The following is a 16,723-nucleotide window of genomic DNA, read 5'->3' as shown; positions in this document are numbered from 1 at the left end:
CCCCCCCCTGCCAAGCCTGCCGCCCCGGCTGCCGCTGCGCCTGTGTTCGCTGCAGGCGACCGCACCGAGAAGCGCGTGCCGATGACTCGCGTACGTGCCACCGTGGCCAAGCGCCTGGTTGAAGCACAGTCGAACATGGCGATGCTGACCACCTTCAACGAAGTCGACATGACTGAAGTGATGGCCCTGCGTTCGAAGTACAAGGACCTGTTCGAGAAGTCCCACAATGGCGTGCGCCTGGGCTTCATGTCGTTCTTCGTCAAAGCGGCTACCGAAGCGCTGAAGCGTTACCCGGCAGTCAACGCCTCGATCGACGGCACCGACATCGTTTACCACGGCTATGCTGACGTCGGCGTTGCCGTGTCGAGCGACCGTGGCCTGGTAGTACCGGTGCTGCGTAACGCCGAGCTGATGAGCCTGGCTGAAATCGAAGGCGGCATCGCCGGCTTCGGTAAAAAAGCCCGTGACGGCAAGCTGACCATCGACGAGATGACCGGCGGTACCTTCACCATCACTAACGGTGGTACCTTCGGTTCGATGATGTCGACCCCGATCGTCAACCCGCCACAAGCTGCGATCCTCGGCATGCACAACATCCTCCAGCGTCCGATGGCGATCAACGGCCAAGTCGTGATCCGCCCGATGATGTACCTGGCGCTGTCGTACGATCACCGCCTGATCGATGGTAAAGAAGCCGTGACGTTCCTGGTGACCATCAAGAACCTGCTGGAAGACCCGGCTCGTCTTCTTCTGGATATCTAAAAAGCAGCTGCAAGTTCCAAGCTGCAAGCTCCAGGCCCAAAGCGGGCGAACGGTGCTTTCAACTTGTGGCTTGCAGCTTGTAGCTTGCAGCTAAAAAGGGAACCTTTTTATGACACAGAAATTTGACGTTGTAGTGATTGGTGCAGGTCCTGGCGGCTATGTTGCCGCCATCAAGGCCGCACAACTGGGCCTCTCGACTGCTTGCATCGAAAAATACACCGACAAGGAAGGCAAACTGGCACTGGGCGGTACTTGCCTGAACGTTGGTTGCATTCCTTCCAAGGCGCTGCTGGACAGCTCCTGGAAATTCCACGAAGCCCAGGATGGTTTCGCGATTCACGGCATCAACCATGCTGGCGTGACCATGGACGTGCCGGCAATGATCGGCCGTAAAGCCAACATCGTTAAAGGCCTGACTTCCGGCGTTGCGACCTTGTTCAAGGCCAATGGCGTGACTTCCCTGCAAGGCCACGGCAAGCTGCTGGCCGGCAAGAAAGTCGAGTTGACCAAGCCTGACGGTTCGGTAGAAATCATTGAAGCCGAAAACGTGATCCTGGCGTCCGGCTCGCGCCCAATCGACATTCCGCCAGCGCCCGTTGACCACAACGTCATCGTTGATTCGACCGGTGCCCTGGAGTTCCAGGCTATTCCTAAACGTCTGGGCGTGATCGGCGCTGGCGTGATCGGCCTGGAGTTGGGTTCGGTCTGGTCGCGTCTTGGCTCCGAAGTGACTGTGCTGGAAGCCCTGGACACGTTCCTGCTGGCTGCCGACACCGCGGTTTCCAAAGAAGCGTTTAAAACCCTGACCAAGCAAGGTCTGGACATCAAGTTGGGCGCTCGTGTTACCGGTTCCAAGGTCAACGGCGAAGAAGTCGTTGTAACCTACACCGATAAAGAGGGTGAAAAAACCATCACTTTCGACAAGCTGATCGTTGCTGTTGGTCGCCGCCCGGTGACCACCGAACTGTTGGCTTCCGACAGCGGTGTAAACATTGATGAGCGCGGCTTCGTCTTCGTTGACGATCATTGCGCTACCAGCGTGCCGGGCGTCTACGCCATCGGTGACGTGGTTCGCGGCATGATGCTGGCGCACAAGGCTTCCGAAGAAGGCGTGATGGTTGTTGAGCGCATCAAGGGCCACAAAACCCAGATGAACTACGACCTGATCCCGTCGGTCATTTACACGCACCCGGAAATTGCATGGGTCGGCAAGAACGAACAGCAGTTGAAAGCTGAAGGCGTTGAAGTTAACGTCGGCACCTTCCCGTTTGCCGCTTCTGGCCGTGCCATGGCAGCCAACGACACCGGTGGTTTTGTCAAAGTCATCGCTGATGCCAAGACTGACCGCGTATTGGGCGTACACGTAATTGGCCCTAGCGCTGCAGAACTGGTTCAGCAAGGCGCAATCGGTATGGAATTCGGCACCAGTGCCGAAGACCTGGGCATGATGGTTTTCTCCCATCCAACCCTGTCCGAAGCGTTGCACGAAGCAGCGTTGGCAGTGAATGGCGGCGCCATCCACATCGCCAACCGCAAGAAGCGCTAAGCGAGATAATAAGAAACCACGGCGGTTGCCCGTCGTGAGCCTTGCGCGCAAGACTCACCGCGGAATATCCGTTGGACGCAGTCTTGCGCAGCTTTGCAGGCCTTAGGCCCTTGAAGTTGTGCAAGCAGCAGTCACAGGTGGCGCGGCACTCATAATGAGCGCAGCGCCGAATGCGCAGTACCTAACGAAGACGGTAAAAAGCATGAATCTTCACGAGTATCAGGGTAAGCAGCTGTTCGCTGAATACGGCCTGCCAGTATCCCAGGGCTACGCAGTAGACACCCCGGAAGCAGCAGCAGAAGCTTGCGACAAAATCGGCGGCACCGAGTGGGTTGTCAAAGCCCAGGTTCACGCTGGTGGTCGCGGTAAAGCGGGCGGCGTTAAGCTGGTTCGCAGCAAAGAAGACGCCAAAGCCTTCGCACAGCAGTGGCTGGGCAAGCGTCTGGTGACTTACCAGACTGATGCCAATGGCCAACCAGTCACCAAGATCCTGGTTGAATCGTGCACTGATATCGCTAAAGAGCTGTACCTGGGCGCTGTCGTTGACCGTTCGAGCCGTCGCATCGTGTTCATGGCTTCCACCGAAGGTGGCGTGGACATCGAAAAAATCGCTCACGACACCCCGGAAAAAATTCTCAAAGCCACTATCGATCCACTGGTTGGCGCTCAGCCATTCCAGGGTCGCGAGCTGGCGTTCCAGTTGGGCCTGGAAGGCAAACAAGTTACCCAGTTCGCCAAGATCTTCGTAGGTCTGGCCAAACTGTTCCAGGATCACGATCTGGCCCTGCTGGAAGTGAACCCGCTGGTGATCAAGGCTGACGGCGATCTGCATTGCCTTGACGCGAAGATCAACATCGACGCCAACGCCATGTACCGTCAGCCAAAGCTGAAAACTTTCCACGATCCGTCGCAAGACGATCCGCGCGAAGCGCACGCTGCCAAGTTCGAACTGAACTACGTAGCCCTGGAAGGTAACATCGGTTGCATGGTCAACGGTGCTGGCCTGGCCATGGGTACCATGGACATCGTCAACCTGCATGGCGGCAAACCAGCCAACTTCCTCGACGTGGGCGGCGGTGCTACCAAAGAACGCGTTACCGAAGCGTTCAAGATCATTCTGTCCGACTCCAACGTCGCTGCAGTACTGGTTAACATCTTCGGCGGCATCGTTCGTTGCGACATGATTGCCGAAGGCATCATCGGTGCAGTGAAAGAAGTCGGCGTTAAAATCCCGGTGGTTGTTCGCCTTGAAGGTAACAACGCTGAACTGGGCGCTAAAGTACTGGCAGAAAGCGGTTTGAACATCATCGCAGCTACCAGCCTGACCGACGCTGCTCAACAAGTTGTCAAAGCTGCGGAGGGCAAGTAATGAGCGTCCTGATCAATAAAGACACCAAAGTTATCTGCCAGGGTATTACCGGTTCGCAAGGTAGTTTCCACACCCAGCAAGCCATCGAATACGGCACCAAGATGGTTGGCGGCGTAACCCCTGGTAAAGGCGGCACCGAGCACCTGGGTCTGCCAGTGTTCAACACCGTGAAAGACGCTGTTGCTCAAACTGGCGCTACTGCCAGCGTGATCTACGTACCGGCTCCTTTCTGCAAGGATTCGATCCTGGAAGCTGCTTTCGCCGGCATCAAGCTGATCGTTTGCATCACCGAAGGCATTCCTACCCTGGACATGCTGGACGCTAAAGTTAAGTGCGACGAGCTGGGCGTTGTCCTGATCGGCCCTAACTGCCCAGGCGTGATCACCCCAGGCGAATGCAAGATCGGCATCATGCCAGGTCACATTCACTTGCCAGGCAAAGTCGGTATCGTTTCGCGCTCCGGCACCCTGACCTACGAAGCTGTGAAGCAGACCACTGACGCCGGTTTCGGTCAGTCGACCTGTGTCGGCATCGGCGGTGACCCGATCCCGGGTTCGAACTTCATCGACATCCTGAAGCTGTTCCAGGAAGACCCGAAGACCGAAGCGATCGTAATGATCGGTGAGATCGGCGGTTCGGCTGAAGAAGAAGCGGCTGCCTACATCAAGGCACACGTGACCAAGCCGGTTGTTTCCTACATCGCTGGTGTGACTGCCCCTGCGGGCAAGCGCATGGGCCATGCTGGCGCAATCATCTCTGGCGGCAAGGGCACTGCAGACGAGAAGTTTGCTGCCCTGGAAGACGCAGGCGTTAAAACCGTGCGTTCGCTGGCAGACATCGGCAAGGCTTTGTCCGAGCTGACCGGTTGGGCTGTCAAGTAAGCCTCGCGCTTGGCTGACGCTTCACCAAACAAAGGCCACCTTCGGGTGGCCTTTGTGCATTCTGGGGTTTGATGAAGATGCAAACTGTGGGAGGGGGCTTGCTCCCGATAGCCATGCATTAGTCACTGTACAGGTTGACTGGCACACCGCTATCGGGAGCAAGCCCCCTCCCACAGTTCGTCTGTATCGCCAGGTTAAGTATAAAAACGCGACATTAAAATGTCGCTTATCGGACAGTGCGCCCTGCAACAGTGCGTTTTTCGGCCTGATTCTGTACTCTTGCCGCCTCTTTGTGCGCGCGCATCCCAAAAGGAAGCTCTGCGCCAGACTCGTCGAGCCCTATCCGGGCCGGCAGTATTTCCCTCATCCACAGGGAATCCCTCTCTAAATTCCGATTCAGTAGTGTGGTATTTCCTCAAATGAAAGTGTTGAAAAGCCAGGACATCCTGGCGTTAGGCTTTATGACTTTTGCGCTGTTCGTGGGCGCAGGCAACATCATCTTCCCGCCTATTGTCGGGTTGCAGTCCGGGCCGCATGTGTGGATGGCGGCGCTGGGCTTTCTGATCACCGCAGTCGGCCTGCCGGTGGTCACGGTGATAGCTCTGGCTAAAGTCGGCGGTGGCATGGATGCGTTGAGCAGTCCGATCGGCAAGGTTGCCGGTGGCCTGCTGGCAGCGGCGGCGTATTTGGCGGTCGGCCCGTTGTTCGCGACCCCGCGCACGGCGACTGTTTCGTTTGAAGTGGGCCTGGCACCGCTGACCGGCGAAAGCCCGCTGGCGCTGTTCCTCTACAGTTCGGTGTACTTCCTGGTGGTGTTTTTTGTGTCCTTGTACCCAGGCCGACTGTTGGACACCGTGGGGCGGTTCCTGGCGCCGCTGAAAATCATCGCGCTGGCCATTCTCGGCATCGCCGCGTTTGCGTTGCCGGCCGGTGAAGTAGGCGTCGCGACGCCGGAATACGTTGCCGCACCGTTCTCGCAAGGCTTCATCAATGGCTACCTGACCATGGATACCTTGGGCGCGCTGGTGTTCGGTATCGTCATCGTCAACGCGATCCGTTCGCGTGGCGTCGAGTCGCCGAAGCTGATCACGCGCTACGCAATCATTGCCGGGCTGATTGCCGGCGTGGGCTTGGCGCTGGTGTACGTCAGCCTGTTCCGCCTGGGTTCGGGCAGCCACGCTGTTGCTGCGGGTGCAGCGAATGGCGCGGCCGTGCTGCACGCTTACGTGCAATACACCTTCGGCTCGCTGGGCAGCGGGTTTTTGGCGGTGTTGATCTCGCTGGCGTGCCTGGTCACGGCCGTGGGCCTGACCTGCGCTTGCGCCGAGTACTTCAGCAAAGTTCTGCCGCTGTCTTACAAGACCCTGGTGGTGATACTCGCGCTGTTCTCGCTGTTTGTGTCCAACCTGGGCCTGACCAAGCTGATTGCCTTCTCGATCCCGGTGCTGACAGCGATTTACCCGCCGTGCATCGTGTTGGTGGCCCTGAGCTTCTGCAAAGACTTCTGGCAAGAACAGGGCCGCATTGTTGGCCCGGTGATGCTGGTGTCGTTCATCTTCGGTTGCATCGACGCGCTCAAGGGCGCTGGCCTGGCGGGTTGGGTGCCTGAGCAGTTGACCGACTTGCCACTGAGCGAGCAAGGCCTGGCGTGGCTGGTGCCGTCGGTGATGACCCTGGTAGTCGCCGTAGTGATTGACCGTATGCTCGGCAAGCGCAGCGAAGCCATCGCCTGATACACCGCTGAAGTTGCACCGAAATGCCCCGTATCAATCAATACGGGGCATTTTTTTTATGCTTATAAGATACATCTCCCAAGCGTTGGAACACGACCCAGCGTGGGAGCGAGCTTGCTCGCGATGGGCTGCGAAGCGGCCCCTGTAATGAGCAATGCAATACTTCAGGCATTCCCCGGCGCCTGCATTGGGGCTGCTTCGCAACCCATCGCGCAAGCCCGCTCCCACAGGGGAACCACTCTATAAGGACCTGCATGTCGTTCGTCGAAACCAATCAAGTCCACCTGCTGGCCGCCCTCTGGTTCGTGCTGTGCTGGGGCGGTTACACCCGTTACGCCACCTGGAAAGCCCGTGACACCGCGTGCCTGGCCAGCGTGCTGCACCTGTACCGCGAAGACTGGATGCGCCGCATGCTGCTGCGCGATAACCGTATCGCCGACGCCAGCGTGGTCGGCAACCTGGAGCGCAATGCCTCGTTCTTCGCTTCCAGCACCTTGATCATCCTCGCCGGTATCCTCACCGTACTCGGCGCTTCCGAGCGCGCGGTGTCACTGCTGGCGGACATCCCGATGGTGCAGCAAGCGTCCCAAGGCATGTCGGAAATCAAGCTGCTGTGCCTGGCGATGGTCTTTGTTTACGCGTTCTTCACGTTCAGTTGGTGCATGCGCCAATACAACTTCGCGGCGGTGCTGGTGGGCTCGGCGCCAATGATTGGTGAGCGGCATGTGTCGGAGCAGGAGCGCAAGGCGTTTGCGCTGCGGGCGGCGCGGGTGATTTCGATGGCGGCCAACCAGTTCAACTTTGGCCTGCGTGCTTATTACTTCGGCATGACCATGCTGGCGTGGTTTGTCAGCCCTTGGTTGTTCATGCTGATGAGCAGCGGGGTAGTGGTGGTGCTGTATCGCCGGGAGTTTCATTCCGACGTACTGCAGGTGATGGTTTACACCCCCACCGATATGTCGGTGCCGGAGGCGTCCAAGGAATCGCTGTCTTAACGCTTAAGGGTGGTAAAACGACTCCAACTTTTTGCCCGAACAAAAAACGCAGTCAAAGTAAAGCCCGCTATGTAAGCGGGCTTTCTTTTTTGCAACTGCGTGCTTCAAACCAAACTATTAAGGCTTGGCTGGAGCTGCTGGTGCTTCTGCAGGTGCGGCTTCTTTTGCTGCGGCTGCGTTCGATTCAGCCTGAGCTTTGGCAGCGTCGGCGTTTTCTTTGGCAGCGTCGTTTACTTTGTCCTGAGCCTTGGCCATGTCTTTCTGAGCTTGCTCAGAATGCGCGGCTGCGTCTTGGGCTTTGTCTTCGGATTTTTTATCGCAGGCAGCGAGACCGAGGGCAGCGGCGAGCATCATGGAAACAGCTAAAGTTTTACGCATGGGGTGTTTCTCCTTATTGAAGATATCTAGTGGCCTTTCGAGCATGGGCGCTCAGCATTAGTTCCTTTTATTCCATAGATATATAAACAAAGAATTTCAAGGAACTTTCAGCCGCAGCGCAAACGCCTCAAATCCCTTCGGCACCAGCCTGTAGCCGCCTCGCGTTTGAACGATTGCCACTGCCAGCGCCCATTTCAAGATTGAGCAATCGTCGCGCCCTTGAAATCCTCGCCTTAGCCCCCAACTTTGAAGACAACCCGCCGCCAACCCTCAAGGGCGCGGCCACTGCCATCCAATTGGAGTTTGATGACCATGAGTGTGGAAACTCAAAAGGAAACCCTGGGCTTCCAGACCGAGGTGAAGCAACTGCTGCACCTCATGATCCATTCGCTGTATTCCAACAAGGAAATTTTCCTTCGCGAATTGATCTCGAACGCCTCTGACGCCGTCGACAAATTACGTTTCGAAGCCTTGTCCAAGCCTGAGTTGCTGGAAGGTGGCGCCGAGCTGAAAATCCGTGTGAGCTTCGACAAAGACGCCAAAACCGTCACCCTCGAAGACAACGGTATCGGCATGAGCCGCGAAGACGCGATCACCCACTTGGGCACCATCGCTAAATCCGGCACGGCCGATTTCATGAAGAACCTGTCGGGCGACCAGAAGAAAGACTCGCACCTGATCGGCCAATTCGGTGTGGGCTTCTACTCGGCCTTCATCGTTGCCGACAAAGTTGAAGTGTTCAGCCGCCGTGCGGGCCTCGACGCCAGCGAAGGTGTGCACTGGTCTTCCAAAGGCGAGGGCGAGTTTGAAATCGCCACCGTCGAAAAGGCTGATCGCGGTACGCGTATCGTGTTGCACTTGAAGGCCGCCGAAGACGAATTCGCCGACGGCTGGCGCCTGCGCAACATCGTCAAGAAGTACTCCGACCACATCGCGCTGCCGATCGAGTTGCCTAAAGAGCAGGCGGCGGCAGAAGGCGAAGAGGCTCCAGCCCAGGAATGGGAAGTGGTCAACCGCGCCAGCGCGCTGTGGACCCGCCCTCGTACCGAGGTCAAGGACGAGGAATACCAGGAGTTCTACAAACACATTGCTCACGACTATGAAAATCCGCTGAGCTGGAGCCACAACAAGGTCGAGGGCAAGCTGGAATACAGCTCGCTGCTCTACGTGCCGGCGCGTGCTCCGTTCGACTTGTACCAGCGTGAAGCGCCTAAAGGCCTGAAGCTGTACGTGCAGCGTGTATTCGTGATGGACCAGGCGGAATCCTTCCTGCCGTTGTACCTGCGTTTTATCAAGGGTGTGGTCGACTCCAACGACCTGTCGCTGAACGTGTCGCGGGAAATACTGCAGAAAGACCCGATCATCGACTCCATGAAGTCGGCGCTGACCAAGCGCGTGCTCGACATGCTGGAAAAACTCGCGAAGAACGAGCCTGAGCAATACAAAGGCTTCTGGAAAAACTTCGGCCAGGTCATGAAAGAAGGCCCGGCGGAAGATTTCGCCAACAAGGAAAAAATCGCCGGTTTGCTGCGCTTTGCCTCGACTCAGGGCACCGACGCGGAGCAAAACGTGTCGCTGGCCGAGTACCTGGCCCGTGCCAAGGAAGGTCAGGACAAGATCTACTACCTGACCGGCGAGAAGTACGAAGCGGTCAAAGACAGCCCGCACCTTGAGGTCTTCCGCAAGAAAGGCATCGAAGTACTGCTGCTGACCGACCGTATCGATGAGTGGCTGATGAGCTACCTCAGCGAGTTCGACGGCAAGACCTTCGTCGACGTGGCCCGTGGTGACCTGGACCTGGGTAACCTGGACTCCGAAGAAGAGAAGAAAGAAGCCGAAGAAGTCGCCAAGGCCAAAGAAGGCCTGGTTGAGCGAATCAAGACTGCCTTGGGCGATGCCGTCAGCGAAGTGCGGGTTTCCCACCGTCTGACCGACTCTCCGGCGATTTTGGCCATCGGCGAGCAGGACATGGGCATGCAGATGCGTCAGATCCTCGAAGCCAGCGGCCAGAAGGTTCCGGATTCCAAGCCGATCTTCGAATTCAACCCGGCTCACCCGCTGATCGAGAAACTCGACGGCGAGCAAAGTGAAGAGCGTTTTGGCGACCTGTCGCACATCCTCTTCGACCAGGCCGCACTGGCCGCCGGTGACAGCTTGAAGGACCCGGCCGCTTACGTGCGCCGACTGAACAAGCTGTTGGTTGAACTGTCGGTTTAACAGCGTTTTGGAAAAACCCGCCTCGGCGGGTTTTTTCGTTTCAGCCCACTGCAACTGGAGTAAATGATGAGCCAAGTCACTGTGCGTTCCGTGGTCTATCAGATTGATGGCCAGTCTTATGAAAGCCGCCTCGCGTTTGATGCCAGCCATAAAGGCCCGCTGCCAGGCCTGCTGATGGCACCGAACTGGATGGGTGTGAGCGCAGGCGCCGAAGAAATCGCCAAAAGTGTTGCCGCCAAGGGCTACGTGGTGCTGGTCGCCGACCTTTACGGGCAAACCGTGCGCCCCTCGAATGGCGATGAAGCCGGCGCTGCGATGATGCCGCTGAAGGATGACCGCGCGTTGCTGAACACACGCATGCAGGCCGCTTTCGAGCAACTGCAAGGTCAGACCGAAGCCGCAGTCGATACTTCGAAACTGGCAACCTTTGGTTTCTGCTTCGGCGGTTGCTGCTCGCTGGAACTGGCCCGTACCGGCGCACCGTTGAAGGCCGCCGTGTCGTTCCACGGTACGCTCGACACGCCAAACCCTGCGGATGCGAAGAACATCAAAGGTTCAGTGCTGGTGCTGCACGGCGCCTCTGATCCCTTGGTGCCAAAAGAACAACTGCCGGCGTTTGAAGATGAAATGAATGCGGCCGGTGTAGATTGGCAGTTGCTCAGCTACGGCGGTGCCGTGCACTCGTTTACCGACCCGCACGCCAATGTGCCAGGCAAGATGATGTACGACGCGAAGACCGCTGCACGTGCTTTCCAGTCGATGCATAACTTGCTGGATGAAGTGTTCAAGGGCTGATTTCAGCGCCTGTTCCGGCCATATCGCAGGCAAGTCAGCGCTATGGCTAGCTGACGATTCCTGTTTGAGCGGCTTAGCGGCTGCCGAGCATGACCCGCTCGACGGCGCGTTGCGCTATTGGCTGAACGCACCTTCGGACAGCTGCGTCTCGATGGTGACGTCTGCGGTGGTCATCAGCTTGTGCACCGGGCAGCGGTCCGCCACACGGTGCAGTTCGTCGCGCTGTTCGTCGGTGAGCACGCCCTTGAGGGTCAACTTGACGTTGAGCTTATACTTGCCCTTTTGCTCCTCAGCGCTGTCGTGGGTGACCTCGACCGTCACGCCGGTGAGGGGAATGTCTTTCTTCTGGGCGTAGAGCTTGACGGTCAACGCCTTGCAGGACGCCAGCGCGGCATCGAAGTAGTCGTGGGGGGAGGGCGCCGAGTCATCACCGCCGAGGCTCTTGGGCAAGTCGGTAAACAGCTCGTGGTTATTGATATTCACGCTGTGGTGAAAGTTGTCGTTGTTCAACGTATTGACGGTAACCGGCATGGTGAACCTCACGGAGCGGCAGGATGAAGGTCTTGAAGTTATAGAGCATTCTGCCACTTAAGTGTTCCGCGCATTTGTGTGGGAGCCTGCTTGCTCGCGATTGCGGTGTGCCAGATAAGTATTTTTCAACTGACACACCGCAATCGCGAGCAAGCCCGCTCCCACAAAAGCGCCTTTGATCCGCTTCAACCNCCGCTTCAACCACTCAGGTCGGCTTTCAGGCCGCCGTGCTCTTGCTTTTGATCTGCTTTTGATCTGAGAAGCGCCCCGTTAAACCACGCTGGCCGCACGCAGGCTTGAATCCTTGGGTAACCCGGCAGGACGCCGGGTTAGCCGCGCTGGGCCAAGGATGGCCCATCGCGGCGGCCCACGGATTCAAGCCTGTGTGCGGGCATGCCGAGCCTAAGCGAGGCACCGAGTGGTGGGGCGAGGACCTTTTGGTTACTTTTGGGTCCTTTCAAAAGTGACTCGCTGTAAGAGCGAAACCGATATAAGCCATAATCCAAATACCGGATATGTACCCAACCTGAAGGCCCAAGCCCGTTTGCTGCGCGACGGCGCTACATCAAAGGTGCAGTGGAGCCTCCCACAGTTGAGCGCATGGCTCCTCACAAACCGGCCGCGCATAAAAAAGCCCCGAACCAGTCGGGGCTTTTCACATGATCAACCTGCAGGGGTTTACTTACCCTGCCAGCGTTTCAGTACCAAGGTGGCGTTGGTGCCACCGAAGCCGAAGCTGTTGCTCATCACGGTGTCGATTTTTACGTCTTCAACGGTCTTGGTCAGGATCGGCATATCGGCGACGACCGGGTCGATCTCGTCGATGTTGGCCGAACCGGCCATGAAGTTGCCTTCCATCATCAGCAGGCAGTAGATCGTCTCGTGAACGCCTGCGGCGCCCAACGAGTGACCGGACAAGCTCTTGGTAGAGCTGATGGCCGGAGCCTTGTCGCCGAAGACTGCACGCACACCTTCCATTTCCTTGGCGTCGCCAACCGGAGTCGAGGTGCCGTGGGTGTTCAGGTAGTCGATTGGGGTGTCTACAGTCGACATCGCCATCTGCATGCAGCGAATTGCGCCTTCACCGCTTGGCGCAACCATGTCGTAGCCGTCGGAAGTAGCGCCGTAACCGACGATTTCCGCGTAGATTTTGGCGCCACGGGCCAGAGCGTGTTCCAGCTCTTCGACCACGACCATACCGCCGCCACCGGCGATGACAAAACCGTCACGCTGGGCGTCGTAGGCACGCGAGGCCTTTTGCGGGGTTTCGTTGTACTGGGTGGACAGCGCGCCCATGGCGTCGAACAGGAACGACTGGCTCCAGTGTTCTTCTTCACCGCCGCCGGCAAACACGATGTCCTGCTTGCCCAACTGGATCTGCTCAACCGCTGTGCCGATGCAATGTGCACTGGTAGCGCAAGCGGAGGAGATCGAGTAGTTCACGCCCTTGATCTTGAACGGCGTGGCCAGGCAGGCCGAAACGGTGCTGCCCATGGTCCGCGTTACACGGTACGGGCCGACGCGCTTCACGCCTTTTTCGCGCAGGATGTCCAGCGCTTCCATCTGGTTCAGGGTCGATGCGCCGCCGGAGCCGGCGATCAAGCCGGTGCGTACGTTCGATACCTGGTCTTCGCTCAGGCCGGAGTCGGCGATTGCGTCTTTCATGGCCAGGTAGGCATAAGCTGCTGCGTGGCCGACGAAGCGGAAGATCTTGCGATCAATCAGTTCTTCGAGGGGCAGGTCGATGGAGCCGGAAACCTGGCTACGCAGACCCATTTCGGCATATTCCGGGTTGAAGCGGATGCCAGGGCGACTTGCACGCAGGTTAGCGGTGACGGTCTCTTTGTCATTGCCCAGGCAAGAAACAATGCCCAGACCAGTGATAACGACGCGGCGCATGCGGATAACCCTTAAAAGTTGTCAGTGGAAGTAAATACGCCGACCCGAAGGCCTTCGGCAGTATAGATCTCGCGACCGTCGACAGTGACCGAACCGTCGGCGATGGCCAAGTTCAGCTTGCCCTTGAGGACGCGCTTGATTTGAATGTTGTAAGTGACTTTTTTGGCGGTCGGCAGGACCTGGCCAAAGAACTTCACTTCGCCCGAACCCAGGGCGCGACCGCGGCCTGGCAGGCCTTGCCAGCCCAGGTAGAAGCCGACCAGTTGCCACATGGCGTCGAGGCCCAGGCAGCCTGGCATCACCGGGTCACCTTCAAAGTGGCAGGCGAAGAACCACAGGTCCGGGGTGATATCCAGCTCGGCGACCAATTCACCTTTGCCGTACTTGCCACCTTCTTCACTGATATGGGTGATGCGATCCACCATCAGCATATTCGGGGCGGGCAGTTGCGCGTTACCTGGGCCGAACAGCTCACCGCGACTGCAGCGCAGCAGGTCTTCCCGAGTAAAGGCGTTTTGTTTGGTCATGCGAGCTCCTCAATAATCCCATGCGGCAGGGTAGGGCAAATCTTCCCGAACCGAATGAAGCGTTCATGCCTCATGTCGGCAGCCTACACATAGACTATTGCGTTGTAGTGAAAGTCACAGCGTCAAGGCACTCAATGTACACTTGTTCACTGAAATTTTAAACCGGGCCTGTGTATCGGCCCGTTTGGGTGCCTAAGACTGCCGCACTTTCGCCTTTCACGCCAGTCGCAGTTGGTTAATGGCGCGGCGTTACTGCACCCATCGCTGTAGGATTTGCTGCAAATCCGTACGTTTGAACGGCTTGGCCAGGTAATCGTTCATTCCGGCTGCAAGGCACGCTTCGCGATCGCCCTGTAACGCGTTGGCGGTCAACGCGATGATGGGCAGGTCAGCGCAGCCGGGCAGTTGGCGAATCTGCCGGGTGGCTTCGTAGCCGTCGATCAACGGCAGGCGGCAGTCCATCAGAATCGCGGTAAAAATCAGGCTCTCGGCGCTGCGGATCGCCTCGGCGCCATCGGTCGCCAGGCTCACTTCAAAACCCAGGCTACGCAGCATGGCTTCGACCACGGTGCGGTTGACCGGGTTGTCCTCCACCAGCAGCACATGGCGGCCATCGCCGGCGCCGGTTTTGCCTGCGGCGTCCTGAACAATTGCCGGCAAACTGTGCTGATCAATCGCCAGCGGGATTTCCAGGGTAAATACCGAGCCGCGGCCTTCTTCGCTCTGCGCGCGCAGTGTGCCGCCCATGCGTTCGGCCAGCGTGCGGGCGATGGGCAGGCCGAGGCCAGTGCCGCCGTAACGTCTTGAAATGGAACTGTCGGCCTGCTGAAACGCGTCGAACATTGAGTCCAGGCATTCGGCGGAAATGCCAATGCCGCTGTCGCGCACGGTGCAGGTAAACCACACCAGTGCATGGTCCAGCGTCTGCCAGTGCGGCTCGACGGTGATCGTGCCGTGTTCGGTGAATTTGAGCGCGTTGCCGATCAGGTTCACCAGGATTTGCCGGATGCGCGTCGGGTCGCCCTGTACCCGCAGGGCGCTCATGCCCGGCGGAATCGGCAGTTCCAGCGCCAGCCCGCGTTGCTGGGCGCTGTGCTGGAAAGCCTGGGCGCAACTGCTGATCAAGTCGGCGAGGTTGAACGAAATATGTTCCAGTTCCAGCGCCGCGCGCTCGATGCGTGAGAAGTCGAGAATGTCGTTGATCACCTTGAGCAAATGCTCGGTGGATTCAGAGGCGAGTGCCGCGTATTCGGTCTGCTCCTCGGTCATCTCGGTGGTTTCCAGCAATTGCAACATGCCCAGCACGCCGTTCATGGGCGTGCGCAGCTCGTGGCTCATCATCGCCAGGAAGTCCGATTTGGCATTGTTCGCGCGCTCGGCTTCTTCGCGGGTCTGAATCAACTGGGCCATGGCTTGCTGTTGTTCGCGGCTAGCGTGGTTGAGGCCTTCGGCAAGGTTATTGATATGGCGCGACAGGTCGCCCAGCTCGGAGTCGTCAACGATCGGCAGCGGTGTTTTGTAGTCACCTTGCTGGATGGCTTTTACTGCGTTGCCCATGGCGCTGATCGGCTGTGACAGGCTCGCGGCCAGGCGACGCGCGAGCAGGAAGGTAAACAGCAGCGCGAACAAGGCGAGGATGCCGGCTTTGAGCAGGATCTCTTGTTGGCGTTGGCTGAATGCGTCGTTGGACATGCCGACGATGACCCGGCCCAGGTAATCCGCGCGCGGCGCCTTCGGTTCGTTGAGGTTGTCCTGGAAAAAGTCGTTGCCCAACTGGATGTGTTGCAAGCGGATGGGAGCCTGGAACACCTTCACCGACAGCGAGCGGTCATGTTTTTCCGACGGTTGTTCGACATACACCAGAATGTTTTCGGCGCTGTCCTGAATTTCCAGGAAGCGCACGTGGGGCGTGGCCAACGTGGCGCGCAGCAGGCTTTCGAGCACCTCGTTGTTGCCGGATATCACCCCGTATTCAGTGGCGGGCGCGAGCTGGTTGGCGATCAGTTGGCCGGTGTGGTCGAGTTCCTGGCGCAGGTCCTGCAGACGCACGAAGGTAAAGAAGCTGATTAACAGCAAGGTCAACAACAGCGCCGGGCCCAGCGTGATGAGCTGGGTGCGGGTGTTGATGTCCCAACGACGACGCAAGGTCATGGGCGTTTTTCTCCTTCGGCCAGCCGGGCGGCGACGGCGCTGTCGTCAACCTGTTCAATCCCCAGTGAGCGCGCGACTTGGGGGTTGCCCACGACTTTGAAGTGTTCCGGGTACAGCGCGCGCGGCCAACTGGCCGGCGGGTGGTCGAGCAAGCGGTCGAGTACATTCAGCCAGTCGGCCTGGTCGCTGTAGGTGCTGGCCAGGCTGCCGGCTTTGACGAACCCGGCGTTGGGGCCGAACAGCGGCAGTTGCTGAGCGTAACTGCTGAGTAACAGGTTTTTCACGGTTTTTGGGTTGTACAGCCGCGGGTCGTCGAGCCCAAGCAGCACGTCACTGTTTTTGAGCAGGTTTTGCAATGGCCGACTGTCATTAATGTTGTCCCAGAACTGCGGCACGATTTCCAACCCCATGGGCGCCGCATACCGGCGCAGCTCTTGCAGCAGGAATTCACTGTCGACGTCGTAGAGCACACCGACACGCCGGGCCTGCGGCAACACACTGGCGATCAGCTGCAATTGGCGCTCAAGCGGTGGGTCGCTCCACAACAGGCTGATTTTGGCCGGGTGCATGCCGCCCAGCCGCTTGCGCGCTTGCAGGCGGCTGATGCGCAGCACCAGCGTGGGCGGGCCTTGAGTATCTTGCAGGCGCCAATCAAGGCCGGGCAGGTCCAGCAGGATCAAGCGCGTGTTGGCCGGCAACTGGCTCGGCGCCGGCAGGTCGTGGAGCGGGGTAAAGCTCACGCGGTCTTCGGGGCGCTGCAGGGCCAGCGCCTGGGCGAAGGCTTGCACGCCGGCAGCGTCTTCGGCGGCGGTCAGCAAAATGTCTGCGCCCCTGGCCGGCGCCGTCAGCAACAGGCACATTGCCAGGCATGTGCGCAGCCCGCCGCGCCGCCAGAGCTTTAAAACAAACAAGAAGGTCATCCGTGACTGATCGCCCATG

At 58.5% G+C, this 16,723-nt stretch carries 14 protein-coding genes; 8 read left to right on the top strand and 6 right to left on the bottom strand.

Annotation, left to right across the window (positions count from 1 at the left end):
• The 6 genes from odhB to AO240_RS22020 form a co-directional block, all read left to right on the top strand.
• Nucleotides 1–762 (top strand): 2-oxoglutarate dehydrogenase complex dihydrolipoyllysine-residue succinyltransferase (gene odhB / locus AO240_RS22045; protein ID WP_099239220.1); only part of this gene is annotated, 762 nt, incomplete at its 5' end.
• Between the two features lie 109 nt (nt 763–871).
• On the top strand, nt 872–2,308 hold the full coding sequence (lpdA, locus tag AO240_RS22040; protein ID WP_058411716.1) for a dihydrolipoyl dehydrogenase: 1,437 nt from the start codon (nt 872–874) through the stop codon (nt 2,306–2,308).
• Nucleotides 2,309–2,510: 202 nt separating this feature from the next.
• Nucleotides 2,511–3,677: an ADP-forming succinate--CoA ligase subunit beta gene (gene sucC / locus AO240_RS22035; RefSeq protein ID WP_058411715.1), complete on the top strand. Its 1,167-nt coding sequence runs from the start codon at nt 2,511–2,513 to the stop codon at nt 3,675–3,677.
• Nucleotides 3,677–4,558 (top strand): succinate--CoA ligase subunit alpha, encoded by an 882-nt coding sequence (gene sucD / locus AO240_RS22030; RefSeq protein ID WP_028621692.1) that lies wholly within the window; start codon nt 3,677–3,679, stop codon nt 4,556–4,558. The genes sucC and sucD overlap by 1 nt, the downstream gene beginning before the upstream one ends.
• Nucleotides 4,559–4,977: 419 nt before the next feature.
• Nucleotides 4,978–6,291 (top strand): branched-chain amino acid transport system II carrier protein, encoded by a 1,314-nt coding sequence (gene brnQ / locus AO240_RS22025; protein ID WP_099239218.1) that lies wholly within the window; start codon nt 4,978–4,980, stop codon nt 6,289–6,291.
• 254 nt (nt 6,292–6,545) lie between these two features.
• Nucleotides 6,546–7,286: a DUF599 domain-containing protein gene (locus tag AO240_RS22020; protein WP_099239216.1), complete on the top strand. Its 741-nt coding sequence runs from the start codon at nt 6,546–6,548 to the stop codon at nt 7,284–7,286.
• Between the two features lie 117 nt (nt 7,287–7,403).
• On the opposite strand, the gene AO240_RS22015 is transcribed toward AO240_RS22020, so the two are convergent.
• Nucleotides 7,404–7,664, bottom strand: coding sequence for a hypothetical protein (locus tag AO240_RS22015; protein ID WP_099239224.1), 261 nt, complete (start codon nt 7,662–7,664; stop codon nt 7,404–7,406).
• A 312-nt stretch (nt 7,665–7,976) separates the two neighbouring features.
• Between AO240_RS22015 and htpG the strand changes: the two genes are divergently transcribed.
• A complete protein-coding gene (gene htpG, locus AO240_RS22010) occupies nt 7,977–9,881 on the top strand; it encodes a molecular chaperone HtpG (protein ID WP_058411779.1) in 1,905 nt (634 codons plus the stop codon).
• A gap of 66 nt (nt 9,882–9,947) precedes the next feature.
• Nucleotides 9,948–10,676, top strand: coding sequence for a dienelactone hydrolase family protein (locus AO240_RS22005; RefSeq protein ID WP_099239214.1), 729 nt, complete (start codon nt 9,948–9,950; stop codon nt 10,674–10,676).
• Between the two features lie 114 nt (nt 10,677–10,790).
• Here AO240_RS22005 and AO240_RS22000 read toward each other — a convergent pair whose 3' ends face one another.
• The 5 genes from AO240_RS22000 to AO240_RS21975 form a co-directional block, all read right to left on the bottom strand.
• On the bottom strand, nt 10,791–11,207 hold the full coding sequence (locus AO240_RS22000) for an OsmC family protein (RefSeq protein ID WP_099239212.1): 417 nt from the start codon (nt 11,205–11,207) through the stop codon (nt 10,791–10,793).
• Nucleotides 11,208–11,885: 678 nt separating this feature from the next.
• Nucleotides 11,886–13,106, bottom strand: a complete 1,221-nt coding sequence (fabB, locus tag AO240_RS21990) for a beta-ketoacyl-ACP synthase I (protein WP_099239210.1) — start codon at nt 13,104–13,106, stop codon at nt 11,886–11,888.
• 11 nt (nt 13,107–13,117) lie between these two features.
• A complete protein-coding gene (gene fabA / locus AO240_RS21985) occupies nt 13,118–13,633 on the bottom strand; it encodes a 3-hydroxyacyl-[acyl-carrier-protein] dehydratase FabA (RefSeq protein WP_003210552.1) in 516 nt (171 codons plus the stop codon).
• 249 nt (nt 13,634–13,882) lie between these two features.
• Nucleotides 13,883–15,784, bottom strand: a complete 1,902-nt coding sequence (locus AO240_RS21980; protein ID WP_099239208.1) for an ATP-binding protein — start codon at nt 15,782–15,784, stop codon at nt 13,883–13,885.
• Nucleotides 15,781–16,722 carry an ABC transporter substrate-binding protein gene (locus AO240_RS21975; protein ID WP_099239206.1) on the bottom strand — a complete coding sequence of 314 codons (942 nt, stop codon included), beginning with the start codon at nt 16,720–16,722 and terminating at the stop codon, nt 15,781–15,783. Before AO240_RS21975 ends, AO240_RS21980 begins: the two co-directional genes overlap by 4 nt.
• Between the last annotated feature and the right edge of the window lies 1 nt (nt 16,723).

The sequence above is a fragment of the Pseudomonas sp. ICMP 460 genome (assembly GCF_002723595.1).
Lineage (GTDB): Bacteria > Pseudomonadota > Gammaproteobacteria > Pseudomonadales > Pseudomonadaceae > Aquipseudomonas > Aquipseudomonas kitaguniensis.
Note: the sequence above shows the minus strand (reverse complement) of the source record. Positions and strands in the feature narration are given on the sequence as shown.

What these genes read in the sequence shown, in the direction of transcription:
- lpdA (WP_058411716.1), top strand. Translation starts at nt 872, where the DNA reads ATGACACAGAAATTTGACGTTGTAGTGATTGGTGCAGGTCCTGGCGGC.
- sucC (WP_058411715.1), top strand. Translation starts at nt 2,511, where the DNA reads ATGAATCTTCACGAGTATCAGGGTAAGCAGCTGTTCGCTGAATACGGC.
- sucD (WP_028621692.1), top strand. Translation starts at nt 3,677, where the DNA reads ATGAGCGTCCTGATCAATAAAGACACCAAAGTTATCTGCCAGGGTATT.
- brnQ (WP_099239218.1), top strand. Translation starts at nt 4,978, where the DNA reads ATGAAAGTGTTGAAAAGCCAGGACATCCTGGCGTTAGGCTTTATGACT.
- AO240_RS22020 (WP_099239216.1), top strand. Translation starts at nt 6,546, where the DNA reads ATGTCGTTCGTCGAAACCAATCAAGTCCACCTGCTGGCCGCCCTCTGG.
- AO240_RS22015 (WP_099239224.1), bottom strand. Translation starts at nt 7,664, where the DNA reads ATGCGTAAAACTTTAGCTGTTTCCATGATGCTCGCCGCTGCCCTCGGT.
- htpG (WP_058411779.1), top strand. Translation starts at nt 7,977, where the DNA reads ATGAGTGTGGAAACTCAAAAGGAAACCCTGGGCTTCCAGACCGAGGTG.
- AO240_RS22005 (WP_099239214.1), top strand. Translation starts at nt 9,948, where the DNA reads ATGAGCCAAGTCACTGTGCGTTCCGTGGTCTATCAGATTGATGGCCAG.
- AO240_RS22000 (WP_099239212.1), bottom strand. Translation starts at nt 11,207, where the DNA reads ATGCCGGTTACCGTCAATACGTTGAACAACGACAACTTTCACCACAGC.
- fabB (WP_099239210.1), bottom strand. Translation starts at nt 13,106, where the DNA reads ATGCGCCGCGTCGTTATCACTGGTCTGGGCATTGTTTCTTGCCTGGGC.
- fabA (WP_003210552.1), bottom strand. Translation starts at nt 13,633, where the DNA reads ATGACCAAACAAAACGCCTTTACTCGGGAAGACCTGCTGCGCTGCAGT.
- AO240_RS21980 (WP_099239208.1), bottom strand. Translation starts at nt 15,784, where the DNA reads ATGACCTTGCGTCGTCGTTGGGACATCAACACCCGCACCCAGCTCATC.
- AO240_RS21975 (WP_099239206.1), bottom strand. Translation starts at nt 16,722, where the DNA reads ATGGGCGATCAGTCACGGATGACCTTCTTGTTTGTTTTAAAGCTCTGG.